This window comes from Massilia sp. KIM, assembly GCF_002007115.1.
Classification (GTDB): Bacteria; Pseudomonadota; Gammaproteobacteria; order Burkholderiales; family Burkholderiaceae_D; genus Telluria.
Window position 1 is genome coordinate 1,562,688 of record NZ_MVAD01000001.1, and the last position, 16,464, is coordinate 1,579,151.

17 protein-coding genes and 1 tRNA gene are annotated in these 16,464 nt (G+C 67.8%); 11 read left to right on the plus strand and 7 right to left on the minus strand.

The annotated features are described in order from the left end of the window. Positions 1-119: 119 nt before the first annotated feature. From clpP to B0920_RS06770, 5 genes are all read right to left on the minus strand, one after another. Positions 120-737, minus strand: coding sequence for an ATP-dependent Clp endopeptidase proteolytic subunit ClpP (gene clpP, locus B0920_RS06750; RefSeq protein ID WP_078031773.1), 618 nt, complete (start codon positions 735-737; stop codon positions 120-122). A gap of 215 nt (positions 738-952) precedes the next feature. Beyond that, complete coding sequence (gene tig, locus B0920_RS06755; RefSeq protein ID WP_078031774.1) at positions 953-2,293, minus strand: trigger factor; 1,341 nt, start codon at positions 2,291-2,293, stop codon at positions 953-955. 31 nt (positions 2,294-2,324) lie between these two features. Next, positions 2,325-2,411: transfer RNA gene (locus tag B0920_RS06760), tRNA-Leu, on the minus strand. A 208-nt stretch (positions 2,412-2,619) separates the two neighbouring features. Continuing rightward, a complete protein-coding gene (locus B0920_RS06765) occupies positions 2,620-5,706 on the minus strand; it encodes an efflux RND transporter permease subunit (RefSeq protein ID WP_078031775.1) in 3,087 nt (1,028 codons plus the stop codon). Beyond that, complete coding sequence (locus B0920_RS06770; protein ID WP_229455233.1) at positions 5,703-6,863, minus strand: efflux RND transporter periplasmic adaptor subunit; 1,161 nt, start codon at positions 6,861-6,863, stop codon at positions 5,703-5,705. Before B0920_RS06770 ends, B0920_RS06765 begins: the two co-directional genes overlap by 4 nt. A gap of 118 nt (positions 6,864-6,981) precedes the next feature. On the opposite strand from B0920_RS06770, the gene hpnC reads away from it, so the two are divergent. From hpnC to B0920_RS06800, 7 genes are all read left to right on the plus strand, one after another. Further along, positions 6,982-7,791: a squalene synthase HpnC gene (gene hpnC, locus B0920_RS06775; RefSeq protein ID WP_078031776.1), complete on the plus strand. Its 810-nt coding sequence runs from the start codon at positions 6,982-6,984 to the stop codon at positions 7,789-7,791. 122 nt (positions 7,792-7,913) lie between these two features. Next, entirely contained in the window at positions 7,914-8,747 is an 834-nt protein-coding gene (hpnD, locus tag B0920_RS06780) for a presqualene diphosphate synthase HpnD (RefSeq protein WP_078031777.1), read from the plus strand. Then, on the plus strand, positions 8,734-10,152 hold the full coding sequence (hpnE, locus tag B0920_RS06785; RefSeq protein WP_078031778.1) for a hydroxysqualene dehydroxylase HpnE: 1,419 nt from the start codon (positions 8,734-8,736) through the stop codon (positions 10,150-10,152). The genes hpnD and hpnE overlap by 14 nt, the downstream gene beginning before the upstream one ends. 31 nt (positions 10,153-10,183) lie before the next feature. After that, the gene (locus B0920_RS25910; RefSeq protein WP_179119107.1) at positions 10,184-10,333 is read left to right on the plus strand and encodes a hypothetical protein; all 150 of its coding nucleotides are present in this window, start codon (positions 10,184-10,186) and stop codon (positions 10,331-10,333) included. Between the two features lie 34 nt (positions 10,334-10,367). Then, on the plus strand, positions 10,368-11,147 hold the full coding sequence (locus B0920_RS06790) for a DUF1700 domain-containing protein (protein WP_078031779.1): 780 nt from the start codon (positions 10,368-10,370) through the stop codon (positions 11,145-11,147). 10 nt (positions 11,148-11,157) lie between these two features. Beyond that, positions 11,158-11,964, plus strand: coding sequence for a GIN domain-containing protein (locus tag B0920_RS06795; RefSeq protein ID WP_078031780.1), 807 nt, complete (start codon positions 11,158-11,160; stop codon positions 11,962-11,964). Between the two features lie 104 nt (positions 11,965-12,068). Beyond that, a complete protein-coding gene (locus B0920_RS06800; protein WP_307188907.1) occupies positions 12,069-12,599 on the plus strand; it encodes a DUF6622 family protein in 531 nt (176 codons plus the stop codon). Here the strand turns inward: B0920_RS06800 and B0920_RS06805 are convergent. Next, a complete protein-coding gene (locus tag B0920_RS06805) occupies positions 12,596-13,036 on the minus strand; it encodes an FKBP-type peptidyl-prolyl cis-trans isomerase (protein ID WP_078031782.1) in 441 nt (146 codons plus the stop codon). The two genes, B0920_RS06800 and B0920_RS06805, sit on opposite strands and share 4 nt — an antisense overlap. Before the next feature lie 74 nt (positions 13,037-13,110). Further along, positions 13,111-14,358, minus strand: a complete 1,248-nt coding sequence (locus B0920_RS06810; RefSeq protein ID WP_078031783.1) for a TIGR03862 family flavoprotein — start codon at positions 14,356-14,358, stop codon at positions 13,111-13,113. A 129-nt stretch (positions 14,359-14,487) separates the two neighbouring features. On the opposite strand from B0920_RS06810, the gene B0920_RS06815 reads away from it, so the two are divergent. Genes B0920_RS06815 through B0920_RS06830 form a run of 4 tightly spaced genes read left to right on the plus strand, consistent with a single transcriptional unit; the run spans position 14,488 to position 16,272 of the window. Next, a complete protein-coding gene (locus B0920_RS06815) occupies positions 14,488-14,874 on the plus strand; it encodes a hypothetical protein (RefSeq protein ID WP_078031784.1) in 387 nt (128 codons plus the stop codon). Beyond that, positions 14,871-15,074 carry a helix-turn-helix transcriptional regulator gene (locus B0920_RS06820; protein WP_078031785.1) on the plus strand — a complete coding sequence of 68 codons (204 nt, stop codon included), beginning with the start codon at positions 14,871-14,873 and terminating at the stop codon, positions 15,072-15,074. The genes B0920_RS06815 and B0920_RS06820 overlap by 4 nt, the downstream gene beginning before the upstream one ends. Continuing rightward, entirely contained in the window at positions 15,071-16,015 is a 945-nt protein-coding gene (locus tag B0920_RS06825; RefSeq protein ID WP_078031786.1) for an alpha/beta fold hydrolase, read from the plus strand. The genes B0920_RS06820 and B0920_RS06825 overlap by 4 nt, the downstream gene beginning before the upstream one ends. Positions 16,016-16,044: 29 nt before the next feature. After that, entirely contained in the window at positions 16,045-16,272 is a 228-nt protein-coding gene (locus tag B0920_RS06830) for a hypothetical protein (protein ID WP_078031787.1), read from the plus strand. Positions 16,273-16,464 lie beyond the last annotated feature (192 nt).

The window sequence follows — 16,464 nt, forward strand, 5'->3', positions numbered from 1 at the left end:
AATAAAAACGAAACGCCCGAACGTGTTTGCGTCCGGGCGTTTTTTTCCAACACCTGAGAGGAAGTCCAACACACTGCTGCGCGTTGCAGCAGCTCCTCCGGGCGTCGGCGCAGGTCCGGTCAGCCGCGGCTGGACAGCACGCGGTCGATCAGGCCGTATTCCACGGCCTCATCGCCCGACATGAAGCGGTCGCGGTCGGTGTCCTTGTGGATCTGCTCCATGGTCTGGCCGGTGCGCTCGGCCAGGATGCGGTTCAGGCGTTCACGCAGGTACAGGATTTCCTTGGCCTGGATTTCGATGTCCGAAGCCTGGCCTTGCGAGCCGCCCGAAGGCTGGTGAATCATGATGCGCGAGTTCGGCAGCGAGAAACGCTTGCCCTTGGCGCCGGCGGCCAGCAGGAAGGCGCCCATCGAGGCAGCCAGGCCGGTGCACAGGGTGGAGACGTCCGGCTTGATGAAGTTCATCGTGTCGAAGATCGCCAGGCCCGCCGAGACGGAGCCGCCCGGGGAGTTGATGTAGAGGGAGATGTCCTTGTCGGGATTCTCGCTCTCCAGGAACAGCAGCTGGGCCACGATGAGGTTGGCCATCTGGTCGTTGACAGGGCCGACCAGGAAGATCACGCGCTCCTTCAGGAGTCGCGAGTAAATGTCGTAGGCGCGCTCGCCGCGTCCACTTTGTTCGATCACCATCGGCACCATGCCGAGTGCCTGTGTATCCAATGCCGGATTTCGAATCATACCTGTCTCGTTCCTTGTAGAAATGGGCCTTGGAAAAAACCGGCCTGTGCCGCGGGACCCTCCAGCTTCTCCGTCCTTCCCGCGCAGGGAACCCAAGCTCAGCATGCGTCGGCCACTTTTCGTGGTCATGTACACTGACTTGGATCCCCGCCTGCGCGGGGATGACGTCGATGGTGCTGGCTGGTCCTCCTCGAGCCCGATGCCGGCGGTTTTCTTTAGGCTTGTGGGATGGAGCCCATCAGTTCATCGAAAGCGATGGTCTTGGTCGAGACCTTCGCCTTGCCAAGCACATAGTTAACGACGTTTTCTTCCAATACAAGAGCTTCCACTTCAGCCAGGCGGCGGCGGTCGCTGTAATAGTACTTCAGGACTTCCTTCGGATCTTCGTAGCTCTGCGAGAAGTCTTCGATCTGGGCCTTCACCTGCTCTTGGCTAGCTTGCAGGTTATTGTCGTTGACCAGTTGACCCAGGATCAGACCCAGGCGCACGCGGCGCTCGGCCTTGTCCTTGAACATGTCAGCCGGGAACGGCAGGTTCTTGACGTCCATGCCGCGCTGGGCCATGTCCTGGCGGGTCATCTCGGCCAGGCGCTCGGCGTCCTGTTCGATCATGACGTTCGGCACGTCCAGTTCGACCGACTTCACCAGGGCGTCCATCACGGCGTCCTTGTTGCGTGCTTTGACGCGCGCCTTGACTTCGCGTTCCAGGTTGACCTTGATGTCTTCGCGCATTTTCTCGATCGAGCCGTCTTCGATGCCCAGCGACTTGGCGAACTCGGCGTCGACTTCCGGCATGTGGGCCCACTCGAGCTTCTTCAGGGTGATGGTGAACTCGGCGGTCTTGCCGGCCACGTCCTTGCCATGGTAGTCCTCGGGGAAGGCCAGCGGGAAGGTCTTGCTTTCGCCAACTTTCAGGCCGACGGTCGCGGCTTCGAATTCCGGCAGCATGCGGCCTTCGCCCAGCACGAAGGCGTAGTTGTCGGCCTTGCCGCCGGCGAACTCGACGCCATCCAGGGTGCCGACGAAGTCGACGGTGACGCGGTCGCCATTGGCGGCCACGGCTTCGCCGCCGGTGCCGTGCTCGCCCGCCTCACCCTTGGTGTGGTAGTGCACGCGCTGCTTGCGCAGGATGTCGATGGTCTTGTCGATCTCGGCGTCGGTCACTTCGGTGGCGACGGTTTCGACTTCAACATTGGCCAGGTCGCCGATGCTGACTTCCGGGTAGACTTCGAAAGTCGCGTCGAAGGCCAGCATGCCTTCCGGTGCATCCTGCTTCGGTTCGATTTTGGGGAAGCCGGCAACGCGCAGCTGGTTCTCGTTGGCTGCGTCGTTGAAAGCGCGGCCGACCTTGTCGTTCAGGACGTCGGTCTCGATCTGGTAGCCGTACTGGGCAGCGACCATCTTCAGAGGCACTTTACCCGGACGGAAGCCAGGCGCCTTGGCCGTCTTGGCCTGCTTCTTCAGGCGCTTTTCAACTTCCGTACGGACGTCAGCGACCGGAAAGGAGATCGTCAAGCGACGCTCGAGTTTACCCAGGGTTTCGACTGCAGTTGCCATTGTAAAAATCGTCCAAAAAAATAATTGTTCGTGGTGCGAGGAGGGGGACTCGAACCCCCACACCATTGCTGGCGTCAGGACCTAAACCTGGTGCGTCTACCAATTTCGCCATCCTCGCGCAGGATGCATATTGCCACAAAAACAAAGGGCGCCCGACAGTGAAACCGGCCGCCCTGCACTCCTCCGTTTAGGGGCTACAACTTCAAACGAATATTTTACTGGATTTTCTGACACTATTGGGGCGCTTTTTTTTTTGGCATGTGGGATGCCGCCCCCCCCCCTCCGCCCGCCCGAGGGCGCGCGGAGGGAAAAGCCGGCCGGCGCGCTCAGGCCGCCGGCTTCCTGACCCGGAACCAGGCCGCGTACAAGGCGGGCAGGAACAGCAGGGTCAGCGCGGTCGCCACCAGCAGGCCGCCCATGATGGCCACCGCCATCGGACCCCAGAATACCGAGCGCGACAGCGGAATCATGGCCAGCGCGGCGGCCGCCGCGGTCAGCAGGATCGGGCGGCAGCGCCGCACCGCCGCCTCGACGATGGCGGTCCAGGCGTCGACCCCGGCCGCGATGTCCTGCTCGATCTGGTCGACCAGGATCACCGAGTTACGGATGATCATGCCGAACAGCGCGATCACGCCCAGGTTGGCCACGAAGCCGAACGGACGACCGAGCAGCAGCAGCGCCATCGCGGCGCCGGCCACGCCCAGCGGCCCGGTGAGGAAGACCAGCAGCGCGCGCGAGAAGCTGTGCAACTGCAGCATGAGCAGGGTGAACACGATGAACAGCACCAGCGGCAGATTGGCCGTGATCGAGGCCTCGGCCTCCGAGCTGTCGGCCGCCGCGCCTTCGACCACCACCTGGTAGCCGGCCGGCAGCTTGGCGCGGATGTCCGCCAGCTTGGCGTCGACCTGGGTGGTGACGGTCGGGCCCTGGATGCCCTCGACCACGTCGGACTGGACCATGATGGCCCACTCGCGCCCTTCGCGCCACACCACGCCCGGCTCCCACACGAACTGCACCCGCGCCACCTGGCCGATGGTCACCGCGCGCCCGCCGGCGGTCGGCACCAGCGCCTCGGACAGCCGGGTGATGGTCGAGCGCTCTTCCACCGGCTGGCGCACCACGATGTCGATCAGGCGGTTGGACTCGCGGAACTGGGCGATCGGAGTGCCGGTCAGGGTGGTGTTGACCACCCGCCGCACCGCCTGCGAGGTCACCCCCAGCGCGCGCAGCTTGTCCTGGTCGAGGTCCAGGCGCAGCACCTTCACCGCCTCGTTCCAGTTGTCGTTCACGCCCACCGTGTTGGGGTTGGCGCGCATGATTTCCTTGACCTGGTCGGCCACGCCGCGCACCACCCCGATGTCCGGGCCGCGCACCTGGAACTGCACCGGATACTGCACCGGCGGACCGTTCGGCAGCAGCTTGACCCGGCCTCGCACCTCGGGGAACTCGGTCGCGAAGGCCTGGATGATCTTCATGCGCAGGCGTTCGCGCGCCTGCGCATCCACCGGCAGCACCACCAGCTGCGAGACGTTCGACTGGGGGAAGATCTGGTCGAGCGGCAGGTAGAAGCGCGGGCTGCCGGTGCCGACGTAGCTGGTCACGCTCTTGACCCCTTCCTGCTTGGCCAGGAAGGCCTCGAAGCGCTTGACGGTGGCCTCGTTGGCGGCGAAGCTGGTGCCCTCCGGCGACCACATTTCCACCATCAGCTCGGGGCGGCTGGAGTCCGGAAAGAACTGCTTCTCGATGAAGTTAAAGCCGAACACGCCGAGCGCGAACACGCCCAGGCTCAGGGCGATGGTGGTCTTGCGCCACTCCACGCACCAGTTCACCAGGCGCCGGAAACGCTGGTACATGGGGGTGTCGAAGACGTCGTGCGCACTCTCGCCGTGGTCGTGCGGCTTGACCTTGAGCAGGATGAAGCCGATGTAGGGCGTGAACACCACCGCCACCACCCAGGAGACGATCAGGGCGATCGCGTTCACCGAGAACATGGTGAAGGTGTATTCGCCCGCCGCCGACTTGGCCAGGCCGATCGGCAGGAAGCCAGCGGCCGTGATCAGGGTGCCGGTCAGCATCGGCATCGCAGTGGAGGTGTAGGCGAAGGTGGCGGCCTCGAAGCGCGACAGGCCCTCTTCCATCTTCCTCACCATCATCTCGACCGCGATGATGGCGTCGTCCACCAGCAGGCCGAGCGCGATGATCAGGGCGCCGAGCGAGATCTTGTGCAGCGAGATGTCGAGGATGTGCATGCACAGGAAGGTAATCGCCAGCACCAGCGGAATGGTCAGCGCCACCACCAGGCCGGGCCAGATGTCGACCCGCAGCTTCGGCTTGGTGTGCAGGCCGAGCGAGAGGAAGGACACCAGCAGCACGATCACCACCGCCTCGATCAGCACCTTGACGAACTCGCCCACCGAGGCCTGGACCGCGCGCGGCTGGTCGGCCACCCGTTCCAGCTCGATGCCCACCGGGAGCTGGGAGCGGATCCGCTCCACGGTCTCGTCCAGTCCCTTGCCCAGTTCGATGATGTTGCCGCCCTTCTCCATCGACACGCCCAGGCCGATCACTTCCTTGCCGTTGAAGCGCATCTTTTCCTGCGGCGGGTCCTGGTAGCCACGCTTGACGGTGGCGAAGTCGCCCAGGCGGAAGGTGGTTCCGCCGGCGCGCAGCTGCAGGTTTTCGAGCTGGGCCAGGCTCTTGATGGCGCCGGTCACCCGCACCTGCAGGTTGTCGCTCGGCGTGACCAGCACGCCGCTGGCCTCGATCTCGTTCTGGGTCGCGATCTGGTTGACGATCTGCTCGAAGGGCAGGCCCAGCTGGGCGAACTTCTTGCTGGAGAATTCGATGTAGACCTTCTCGTTCTGCACCCCGAATTGCTCGACCTTCGAGACCAGGGGCACGCGCAGCAGCTGCTGGCGCACGAAGTCGGCGTAGTCGCGCATCTCGGCGTAGGTGAAGCCGTCGGCGGAAAGCGCGAAGATCGAGCCGTAGGTGTCGCCGAACTCGTCGTTGAAGAAGGGACCGATCACGCCCTGGGGCAGGGTCGCGGCCATGTCGCCGATCTTCTTGCGCACCTGGTACCAGGTGGGCGGGATCTCCTTGGGCGGGGCGGACTCGCGCAGCTCGAGGATGATGGTGGTCTCGCCCGGCTTGGAGAAGCTGCGGATGCGGTCGACGTAGGGCGTCTCCTGGAGCTTGCGCTCGAGCGGGTCGGTGACCTGCTCGGCCATCTGCAGCGCGGTGGCGCCCGGCCACACCACGCGCAGCACCATGGCGCGGAAGGTGAAGGGCGGATCCTCGTCCTGGCCAAGCTGCTGGTAGCTCAGGACGCCGAAGATCAGCAGGGCCGCGATCAGGTAGCGCGTGAGCGGGATGTGTTCCAGCGCCCAGCGCGACAGGTTGAAGCCCTTCATTTGCCGCCCCCGGCCGCGCCCGGGCCGCTCACCGCCGCCTCGGTATCGGCGCGGCGCGACACGTCGGCGGTCAGGATGCGGACCTTCTGGCCGTTCTTGAGCTGGTGCACGCCGGCGGTCACCACCTGCTGCCCGGCCTGCACGCCGCCGGCCAGCAGCACGTCGTTGTCGACCTGGCCCGCCACCTGGACCGGCACCATGCGCACCGCGCCCTTCTCGACCAGCCAGACGCTGGTCCTGCCCTTGTCCTGGACCAGGGCGCTGAGCGGCACGCGCAGGGCCGTGGCCCCGTTGCCGCCGGCGATCTGCACGATGGCGGTCATGCCGAGCCGGACTTCCGGCTGGGCCGGAATCGAGACCTTGACGGTATAGGTGCGGGTGGCCGGATCGGCCACCGGCGAGACCTCGCGGATCTTGCCGGGGATGGACTGCTGCTGGTTGGCCCACAGGCGCACGCTCACGTCCACGGTGTTGCGCAGCAGTTCGAGCTTGTCCTCGGGAATGCCGATCACCACTTCCTTCTCGTCGGTGCGGGCCACCCGCACTACCGGGCTGCCCGGGGCCACCACCTGGCCGACCTCGGCGTCGATGCCGGTCACCACCCCGTCGGCGTCGGCGCTCAGGCTGGCGTAGCCGGCCTGATTGGATTGGCCGCGGAAGGCGGCGCGGGCGGCGTCGACATTGGCCTGGGCGGCCTTGAGGGTGCTCTGCTTGGCGTCCAGCACGGCCTGGCTGACGAAATTCTGGGCGCGCAGGTTCTGGTGGCGCTTGTAGTCGGCCTGGGCCAGGTCGCGTTCGGTCTCGGCGGCGCGCAGGGCGGCCCGGGCCTGGCTTTCGGCCAGGCGCAGGTCTTGCGGGTCGAGCCGCATCAGGACGTTGCCGCGCTTGACCGCCGCACCCACGTCCACCTTGCGCTCGACGATCTTGCCGCCGACCCGGAAGCCCAGGCGCGACTCATAGCGCGGGCGCACGTCGCCGGAAAACTCCAGGCGCTCGCCGACGCTGCCGGCGGCCAGCGCGACCACGCGCACCGGACGCACGTCCTCCTGCCTGGGTTCGGGTTTATCGCAGGCGGCCAGCAGGGCCGCAACAAGGGGAACAAGAACGGGGGCCGCGAGGGCGGCGCGCAGGCGGGGTGCGGAGAATCGGGCGAACACTTATTGTCCTTCTCATGGTTGATCGTCCAGCGGCCGCCCGGAGGGGCGGTTTTGTAATTCTGCAATTATAATCAGGCTGCAAACAAAAAAATTGACTTTAGAGTCAACAGTCAAAAACATGGCCGTCGATCACTACGAGAACTTCCCCGTCGCTTCTTTCCTGCTGCCGCGCCGCCTGGCGCCGGCGGTCGAGGCGATCTACGCCTTCGCCCGCAGCGCCGACGACCTGGCCGACGAGGGCGAGGCCACGCCCGACGAGCGCCTGGCCGCCCTGGCCCGTTATGAGCGCGAGCTGGACGGCATCGCCAGGGGCGAGCCCAGCCAGGACCCGATGTTCGTCCGCTTGGCCACCGTGGTCGAGGAGTTCGCCCTGCCCCTGCAACCCATGCGCGACCTGCTCTCGGCCTTCCGCCAGGACGTGGTCACCACCCGCTACCCCGACTACCCCGCCCTGCTCGACTACTGCCGCCGCTCGGCCGACCCGGTCGGCCGCCTGATGCTGGCCCTGTACGGGGCCGACCATGGCGACAACCTGCGCGACTCCGACGCGATCTGCACCGCCCTGCAACTGATCAATTTTTGGCAGGACGTGGCGATCGACCTGGCCAAGGGCCGCATCTACCTGCCGCTGGAAGACCTGGAGCGCCACGGGGTAAGCGAAGCCGCCCTGCTGGCCGGGGTCCAGGACGGCAACTGGCGCTGCCTGATGCGTTTCGAGGTCGAGCGGGCGCGCAGCCTGATGCTGTCGGGGGCGCCGCTGGCGCTGCGCCTGCCGGGACGGATCGGCTGGGAACTCAGGATGGTGGTCCAGGGCGGCCTGCGCATCCTGGAAGCGATCGAGCGCGCCGACTACGACGTGTTCCAGCGCCGCCCGGTGCTCAGGGCCCCGGACTGGGCGGTGGTGGGCTGGCGCGCCCTGCGCATGTAGTCAGCACATCCAGAGAGCACATCCGGTGCGCGCAACCGGTTCAGCCACCCAGTTCACCCTGTCCGGCCTGCTCCGCATCGGCTAAGATAGCGGATTCGCACCGCGCTCTCACCAAGAACTACATGTCCCCAGACGAATACTGCCAGCAAAAGACGCTCCAGAGCGGCTCCAGCTTCTATTACAGCTTCCTGTTCCTGCCGCCCGAACGCCGGCGCGCGATCACGGCGCTGTATGCGTTCTGCCGCGAGGTCGACGACACCGTCGACGACGCCACCGACAGCTCGGTGGCGCGCATCAAGCTGGCCTGGTGGCGCACCGAGGTGTCGAGCATGTACAAGGGCACCCCGACCCACCCGGTGACCCAGGCCCTGAAGCCCCACGTGGAGGTCTACAAGCTGGAAGAGAAGCACCTGCTGGCCATCGTGGACGGCATGGAGATGGACCTGGACCAGAGCCGCTACCTCGATTACGCCGGCCTGCAGCGCTATTGCTGGCACGTGGCCGGCGTGGTCGGCATCCTGTCGGCCAGCATCTTCGGCTACACCAATCCGCAGACCCTGGCCTATGCCGAGAAGCTGGGCCTGGCCTTCCAGCTCACCAACATCATCCGCGACGTCGGCGAGGATGCGCGCAAGGGCCGGATCTACCTGCCGGTGAACGAGCTGCAGCAGTTCAACGTCACCGCGGCCGACCTGCTGAACGCCCGCCACAGCGAAAAGTTCGAGGCGCTGATGCGCTTCCAGACCGAGCGCGCGCAGCGCACCTACGACGAGGCCCTGGCCCTGCTGCCCAAGGAAGACCGGCGCGCCCAGCGTCCGGGCCTGATGATGGCGGCGATCTACCGCACCCTGCTGGACGAGATCCAGCGCGACGGTTTCCACGTCCTCACCCAGCGCATCTCGCTCACGCCCCTGCGCAAGCTGTGGCTGGCCTGGAAAACCTATGTCCGTGCCTGACAAGGGCCTGCGGGTCCTGGTCGCCGGCGGCGGCTGGGCCGGCTGCGCCGCGGCGCTCGAGCTGCAGCGCCAGGGCCATGCGGTCAGCCTGGTCGAGGCGGCGCGCAGCCTGGGCGGACGGGCGCGCGGCGTCGCCCTGCACGGGCGCAACCTGGACAACGGCCAGCACATCCTGCTCGGCGCCTATGCCGAGACCCTGCGCCTGATGCGCCTGGCCGGGGTCGACCCGGACCGGGCGCTGCTGCGCCTGCCCGTGCAGATGCGCTATCCGCAGGGTGGCGAGGGCATGGACTTCGTCGCTCCACGCCTGCCCGCGCCCTGGCACCTGGGCCTGGCCCTGCTGCGCGCCAAGGGGCTGGCGCGCGCCGACAAGCTGGCCCTGGCCCGCTTCACCACCACCGCGCGCTGGATGGGCTGGGTGCTGTACCAGGACTGCACGGTGCAGGAATTGCTGGAGCGCTTCGACCAGACCCCGCGCCTGACCCGCTTGATGTGGCGTCCGCTGTGCATTGCCGCCCTCAACACCCCGCCGGAGCGGGCCTCGGCCAAGGTCTTCCTGGCGGTGCTGCGCGACAGCCTGGGCGCCAAACGGCGCGCGGCCTCCGACATGCTGATCCCGCGCCTGCCCCTGGGCGCCCTCTTCCCCGAAGCCGCCGCCGCCCACCTGGCCAGGCAGGGAGCCAGCGTGCGCACCGGCGTCAAACTGGGCGCGATCGCCCCCGACGGAAAAGGCGGCTGGACGGCGCGCCTGGGCGAGGACGCGCCCGCGGAAACCTACGACGCGGTGGTGCTGGCCACCCCGGCCTGGCAGAGCGCGTCCCTGCTCGCGCCCCACCTGGAAGCGCGGGAGCTGGCCGCTCAGCTGGAAGGCTTCGAGCACGAGCCGATCGCCACCTGCTATCTGCAATATGGCCCCGGCACCCGGCTCGAGCTGCCTTTTTACGCGCTGGAAGACGATCCGGCCGCGGGCCGCTGGGGCCAGTTCGTGTTCGACCGCGGCCAGCTCGACTCCGCCCAGGACGGCCTGCTGGCGGTGGTGGTCAGCGCCGCCCGTGACGCCGCCGCCCTGCCGCAGGAAACCCTGGCGGCGGCCATCGCGGCCCAGCTGGCGCATGATTTCAAAAACGAAACGTTGGCGAAGCCACAATGGTCGCAGGTGATCACCGAAAAGCGCGCGACCTTCGCCTGCACGCCCGGCCTGGCCCGTCCCGGCGTCGAGACGCCCCTGCCGGGGGTGTTCCTGGCGGGCGACTTCACGGCCAGCGACTACCCGGCCACCCTGGAGACGGCGGTGCGCAGCGCGGTGCAGGCGGCGACGGCCATCCGCGCCTACGGCGCCCTGCCCCGCGAAAAGCGCAGCCTGTCGCACAGCCATGGCGTCCCGGCCGGCGATTCCGTAAGGTAGCAGCATCGAAACAGGTCTGATGAGAATCGACATGAACATCCAACTCGGCTTGCGTACCCTGGCGTTACTGGCGCTGGTCGCCCTCAGCACCGCCGTGCTGGTGCACCCGGAGCTGATCGGCGGTTCCTCGCCGGCGGTCACCCCTGCGCTGGGCGCGATTCCCGTGGTCGGCCACCACTGAATTCTTAGCTGTAAAGACGGAGACCCCGCCACCCATGGGCAAACTGGAATACCTCGACGCGCTGAAGCGGGCCATGCTGGGCCTGCCGCCGGAAACCCAGGCCAAGACCCTGGCCTGGTACGAGCAGCGTTTCGTCGACGGCAGCGCGGCCGGACGGCGCGAGCAGGACGTCGCCGAGGAACTCGGCGACCCGCGCAAGATCGCCGTGTCGCTGCGCGCCAGCGTCCACCTGGACGCTTTCAAGGAAAAGAAAAGCCCGACCAACATGCTGCGCGTGATCGCGTCCGGCGCGGGACTGCTGGTGTTCAACCTGTTCATGGCGATTCCGGCCGCGGTCTACGCCTCGCTGCTGCTTTCCGTGTACATATGCGCCTTTGGCTTCTACGTATCCGGCATCGCGATCACGGCGAGCGGCCTGGCCGGCGCCAATGAGCTGATCCTGAACGGGCCCCTGCACAGCATCACGATCGGCGACGATGGGCGCGAGCGCGCCTCGGTCCAGACCCGGGTCTCGATCGACGAGACCGGCATCCACGTGTTCGAGGAACAATCCCCCGACCCGGCCGATAATGGCGCGGAGGACGAACCTGCTTCCTCCCGGGTGATCCGAGGCGCAGAGAAAGTGGCCGAAAGTAAGATTCAAATCACCACCGACCTCGATCCGGAGTCGCGCACCACCCAGACCCTGTTCGGCTCGGGACTGGTGCTGGGCGGGATCGCCCTGTTCCTGGTCTCCATCGTGATCACCCGCTACACCATCGTCGGCGTACGCAAGTACGTCCGGATGAATTTGTCGCTTCTCAAAGGAAAGTGAGGGAGGCGCCATGCGATCCTTGTTGAAAGTCGGATTCAGCCTGCTGGCCCTGGCCGTGGTCCTGATCGCCCTCAGCTACAGCATGCTACGCGCCAACGGCGTCAGCGCGGCCAGCGAAGGCCGCCAGGTCGCCACCGAGACGCGCGAAGTCCCGGGCGGCATCAGCGGCGTCGAGCTCAACGGCCCGATCGACCTCAATCTGCGCTACGGCGCCACGCCCTCGCTGAAGATCCGGGGCGAGCAGCGCATGCTGGGCAATATCGAGGTGAACGCCGAAGGTCCCGTGCTCAACATAGGCGTGCGCGGCATCGTGCTGCGCCACCGCCAGCCGCTCGAAGTGGAACTGGTGCTGCCCGCCTTGAATTCGGCCGTCATCGACGGCAGCGGCGACAGCAGCATCAACGGTTTCTCGGGCGAGCGGGTCGAAGTGCGCCTGAACGGCTCGGGGAGCGTCAAGTTCAACGGGCGCTTCCGCTACGTCGACACCGGCCTGAACGGCAGCGGCGACCTGGACGTGAACGCCGGCGCCGCGATCGAGCGCGTCAAGGCGGAACTGATGGGCAGCGGCCGCATGACCCTGGTGGGCACCACCCGCGAACTCGAGGCCAAGGCCAATGGCTCGGGCGACCTTGACGCCCGCCACCTGCGCGCCCAGCGGGTGCAGATCGGCCAGACCGGCTCGGGCAGCAGCACGGTGCAGGCGCGTTCCATGGTGGCCGCCTCGGTCAGCGGCAGCGGCGACATCGACGTCCTGGGCAACCCCGACGAGCGCAGCATCAGCCGCACCGGCAGCGGCAGCGTTTCCTTCGAAGAGTAAGGGGGCGGGCGCTTCCGCGCCGCCCCCGGCCCGGTTCACGCCGCCCCAAGCCCTTTCCGTCGCACGGCCTGCGCAGGCTGGCGGCGCTGCGGCACAGTGATGGCATTTCCACATCACGGAGCCGCGCCATGCAACAGATACTCAGCCACACCCCTCTCTACGTCTGGGCCATCCTGGCCTTCCTGGTCTACCGCGGCCTGGCAGCCGCGCGCACGCGCGAGCTCGCCCCGCGCGCGCTGTTCATCGTGCCGGTGCTGATGCTGGGATTGTCGCTGCAGGGTATCGTGACCGCGTTCGGCGCCGGTGGCGGCGCCCTGCCCGCCTGGGTGGCGGGCGCGGTGCTGGTGGCGCTGCCGGCGCTGCGCTGGTCCGGCTCGCGCATCGCCGCAGCCGGCGCGGCCGGCAAGGTGCGCGTCGCCGGGAGCTGGTCGCCGCTGGCGGCCATGCTGGCCATCTTCGCCCTCAAGTACGCGGTCGCGGTGACGATGGCGTTGCGGCCCGCTCTGGTGCACGAAGCGAGCTTCGGGGCCGCGGTGTGCGGCCTGTACGGCATGCTGAACGGCTATTTCATCGCCCGGATGCTGCGCAACCTGAGGAGGTTGCGCGCGCTCGGCATGCCGGCGCTGGCCGCTTAACGGACTTCCAGCAGCTCGACCTCGAAGATCAGGTTGGCGTTCGGCGGAATCGGGCCCGCGCCGCTGGCGCCGTAACCCATGTCGGGCGGCAGGATCAGGGTGCGCTTGCCGCCGACCTTCATGCCCTGCACGCCTTCATCCCAGCCCTTGATCACCTGTCCGCCGCCGACCTGGAAGCTGAAGGGCGAGCCACCTTTCGAGGAGTCGAACTGGGCGCCGTGCTGCGAAGGCGCGCTCGGGTCGAACAGCCAGCCGGTGTAGTGCACCACGGCGGTGGAGCCGGCCACGGCTTCCTTGCCGGCGCCGGTGACGGTGTCGATCTTCTGGAAGGCCGCCGCCGGCGCCTGGGACGCGGGCGCCGCCGCCTCGCGCTTGCAGGCCGCCAGGGTGGACGAGAGCGCCAGGCCGAGGACGCAATAAGAGAGCAGTCGTTTCAAGGTGTTCTTTCGTTGTTGTTAACCAGATGAAATACTAGCCGAGCATACAAGGTCCTCGGGCCGGTGACAACACCTCAGCCCCCGGCTTGCAGCCAGGCCAGGACGTCGCGCCCGGCCGCACGCCCGCCGGCAAAGCAGGCGCTCAGCAGGTAGCCGCCGGTCGGCGCCTCCCAGTCGACCATCTCGCCGGCCACGAACACGCCGGGCAGCGCGCGCAGCATGGTGCCCGCGCCGGCCAGGGCCTCGAAGCGCACCCCGCCGGCGCTGCTGATCGCTTCGTCGATTGGGCGCGGCCGCAAGAGCTTCAGGGGCAGCGCCTTGATCGCCGCCGCCAGCCGCGCCGGATCGGCGTATTCCTCGGCCGACAGGCATTCGCGCAGCAGGCCCGCCTTCACGCCCTTTAGGCCGAGGCGGCTTTGCAGGTGGCTGGACAGCGAACGCGATCCGCGCGGGCGGCTCACCTCGTCCAGCACCCTGGATGCATCGTGGTCGGGCGCGAGGTCGATCCAGACCGTGGCCACGCCCTCGCGCGCGATCTGGTCGCGGATCGGGGCCGACAAGGCGTACACCAGGCTGCCTTCGATGCCGGTTTCGGTGACCACGAACTGGCCCTTGCGGCGCAGCATCGCGCCATCCTCGCCACGACAGGCAAGCGCCACGGTGGTCAAGGGCGCGCCGGCATGGCGGCTGCTGAAATGCGCGCTCCAGTCGGCGTCGAAACCGCAATTGCTGGGCGCAAGGGGCGTGATCCCGACGCCGCGTTCGGCCAGCAGCGGCGCCCAGGCACCGTCCGATCCGAGCCGGGCCCAGCTCGCGCCGCCCAACGCCAGGATCACGGCGTCGGCCTCGACCAGCCGTTCGCCCTCCGGCGTGGCCATGCGCAGGCGCTCGCCGCTCCAGCCGGTCCAGCGGTGCCGCATGTGGAACACCACCCCGCTCTCGCGCAGCCGGTGCAGCCAGGCGCGCAGCAGCGGCGCGGCCTTCATGTCGGTGGGGAAGACGCGGCCCGAGCTGCCCACGAAGGTGGCGATGCCCAGCCCGTGGATCCAGGCGCGCACCTGTTCCGGCGTGAAGTGCTCCAGCCAGCGCCCCACTTCCACGCTGCGCGCGCGGTAGCGGGCGACGAAGTCGGGATAGGGTTCGGAATGGGTGATATTCATGCCGCCCTTGCCGGCCAGCAGGAACTTGCGGCCTACCGAGGGCATCGCATCATAGACGTCTACCCGCACGCCGCCCGCCGCCAGCACCTCGGCGGCCATCAGGCCGGCGGGGCCGCCGCCGATAACGGCGACGTGGAAACGGGGAGAGGACGGCTGGCTCATGGCGGGAACGAAAAACGGGGGAGCCGCATTGTAGTCGAGTTCGCGGCGCCGGGCACTCTGTAAAGTTTGCTTGACATCGCGGAAGGTCCGTCCTACGATGTCAAGCATACTTGACCTGGAGGTGTCATCATGCATGAGCGCCGCGTCGGCAAAGCCTATATGAAGGAACTGGGCGCTGCCATCCTGATCTATGCGCTGCTGCTGGTGGCGGCGATCCGCTACGGCCGCCCGATGGACGCCGGCCTGCCGCGCACCCTGTTCCTGCTCTCGCCCATGCTCGGCTTCGGCCTGGCGCTGTGGGCCATCGCGCGCCACCTGGCGCGGGTCGACGAATACATCCGCATGTTCCTGCTCGAGTCGCTGGCCCTGGCGGCCGCCATTACCGCCGGGCTCAGCTTCACCTACGGCTTCCTCGAGACCGCCGGCTTTCCGCGCCTGTCGATGTTCAGCGTCTGGTGCGTGCTGTGCGCTTGCATGGTGGTGGTCTGCGGCCTGCGCCGTCTGCTGAACCGATGAAGAACCGCATCCGCGAGCTGCGGGCCGAACGCGGCTGGAGCCAGGCCGACCTGGCCGAGCAGCTGGACGTGTCGCGCCAGAGCGTGAACGCCATCGAGACCGGGCGCTACGACCCGAGCCTGCCGCTCGCCTTCGCCATCGGCCGCCTGTTCGGCGTGCCGCTGGAATCCATCTTTTCACCCGATCCGGAGAACGCATGAAACCATCCTTCCTGCTCGCCCTCGCCCTGCCCCTCGTCCTGGCCGCTCCGCTCGCGGCCCTGGCCCAGCCGGGCGCCGCCGCGCCTTCGCCGAGCCGCTTCGCGGTCGCCGGAACGCCCGCAGAACGCTTCGAGATCGATGGCATGCTGGTGGAGCGCTACGGCAGCCGCGGCCGGCAGGTGATCCTGATCCCGGGCCTGGCCAGCGGCCCCTGGGTGTGGCAGGACGTGGTGCGCCGCTTCAGCCCCGAACAGACCCTGTACGTGCTCACCCTGCCCGGCTTCGACGGCCGGCCGGGCCCGAGCGGACCGGCCTTCGAGGGCGCGCGCGCCGCGCTGCGCGAGCTCGTCACCAGCCGGCGCCTGGACCGGCCGGTGCTTGTGGGCCACAGCATGGGCGGCACCCTGGCCCTGGCGCTGGCGGCCGATCTCGGCAACCGCATCGGCGCCGTGCTCTCGCTCGACGGCCTGCCGGTCTTTCCCGGCACCGAGACCCTGGACCCGGCCCAGCGGCCGCAGATGGCGGCCGGCGTCCAGGCGCGCCTGGCCGGCACGCCGCCGAACGCCTACGGACAGCAGCAGCGCCAGTACCTGCGCGGCCAGGGCGTGCTGGACATCGGCAAGGCGGACGACCTAGCGCCCCTGCTGCTGCGCAGCGACCGCGCCGCGGTCGGCGCCTACATGGGCGACCTGCTCGGCCTCGACCTGCGCCCCGAGCTCGGCAAGATCACCGCGCCGGTCACGGTGCTGGTACCCTATTTCGAACCCGACGCCAGCCAGGACCAGCTGAGCGCCGCCGCCAAGGTCGATCACTACCGCAGCCTGCTGCCCGAGGTGGCCAGGCTGGACGTGCTGCCGGTGTCGCCGGCGCGCCACTTCCTGACCATCGACCAGCCGCAGGCGGTGGCCGATGCCCTGCGCCGCGTGCTCGATCGCCGCTGAAACCCTCAACCCCGGACCCAAGGAAAACCATGCGCACTCCCCTCTACTGGATCGGCCAATACCTGCTGGCCTCGAGCACCATGTTCCTGCTGCTCGCCGCGATCGACCTGCTGCGCGGCGACAGCCTGGCCAACACCTGGCCGGCCACCCTCGGCTGGTCCTGCGCGGCGGCGGCCATTTTCGTGGCCTCGCGCTGGCGCCAGGCGAAGTCCGGCGCCGCCTGCGCGGTGTGCGAGGACGGCAAACCGCGGCGCTGAAACCGCCATCCTCCCGGTTGCGTCAATACGGCGGGCGGCGGCCTGCGGGATACTGCCGCCTTGGCATGCATATGCTTTTGCCAGATCTACAAGATTCTGCTTGACAATAAGAACAGCAGGAATATTCTTGTACCGCCAATGCAGACGATGCGCTCCCGCTCGACGAGGGGCCACGATCTGCGGCAGTCCGTT

What these genes read in the sequence shown, in the direction of transcription:
- B0920_RS06790 (WP_078031779.1), top strand. Translation starts at nt 10,368, where the DNA reads ATGGGCAAACTGGAATACCTCGACGCGCTGAAGCGGGCCATGCTGGGC.
- hpnD (WP_078031777.1), top strand. Translation starts at nt 7,914, where the DNA reads ATGTCCCCAGACGAATACTGCCAGCAAAAGACGCTCCAGAGCGGCTCC.
- B0920_RS06765 (WP_078031775.1), bottom strand. Translation starts at nt 5,706, where the DNA reads ATGAAGGGCTTCAACCTGTCGCGCTGGGCGCTGGAACACATCCCGCTC.
- B0920_RS06820 (WP_078031785.1), top strand. Translation starts at nt 14,871, where the DNA reads ATGAAGAACCGCATCCGCGAGCTGCGGGCCGAACGCGGCTGGAGCCAG.
- B0920_RS06795 (WP_078031780.1), top strand. Translation starts at nt 11,158, where the DNA reads ATGCGATCCTTGTTGAAAGTCGGATTCAGCCTGCTGGCCCTGGCCGTG.
- tig (WP_078031774.1), bottom strand. Translation starts at nt 2,293, where the DNA reads ATGGCAACTGCAGTCGAAACCCTGGGTAAACTCGAGCGTCGCTTGACG.
- B0920_RS06825 (WP_078031786.1), top strand. Translation starts at nt 15,071, where the DNA reads ATGAAACCATCCTTCCTGCTCGCCCTCGCCCTGCCCCTCGTCCTGGCC.
- hpnE (WP_078031778.1), top strand. Translation starts at nt 8,734, where the DNA reads ATGTCCGTGCCTGACAAGGGCCTGCGGGTCCTGGTCGCCGGCGGCGGC.
- B0920_RS25910 (WP_179119107.1), top strand. Translation starts at nt 10,184, where the DNA reads ATGAACATCCAACTCGGCTTGCGTACCCTGGCGTTACTGGCGCTGGTC.
- B0920_RS06810 (WP_078031783.1), bottom strand. Translation starts at nt 14,358, where the DNA reads ATGAGCCAGCCGTCCTCTCCCCGTTTCCACGTCGCCGTTATCGGCGGC.
- B0920_RS06830 (WP_078031787.1), top strand. Translation starts at nt 16,045, where the DNA reads ATGCGCACTCCCCTCTACTGGATCGGCCAATACCTGCTGGCCTCGAGC.
- clpP (WP_078031773.1), bottom strand. Translation starts at nt 737, where the DNA reads ATGATTCGAAATCCGGCATTGGATACACAGGCACTCGGCATGGTGCCG.
- B0920_RS06815 (WP_078031784.1), top strand. Translation starts at nt 14,488, where the DNA reads ATGCATGAGCGCCGCGTCGGCAAAGCCTATATGAAGGAACTGGGCGCT.
- hpnC (WP_078031776.1), top strand. Translation starts at nt 6,982, where the DNA reads ATGGCCGTCGATCACTACGAGAACTTCCCCGTCGCTTCTTTCCTGCTG.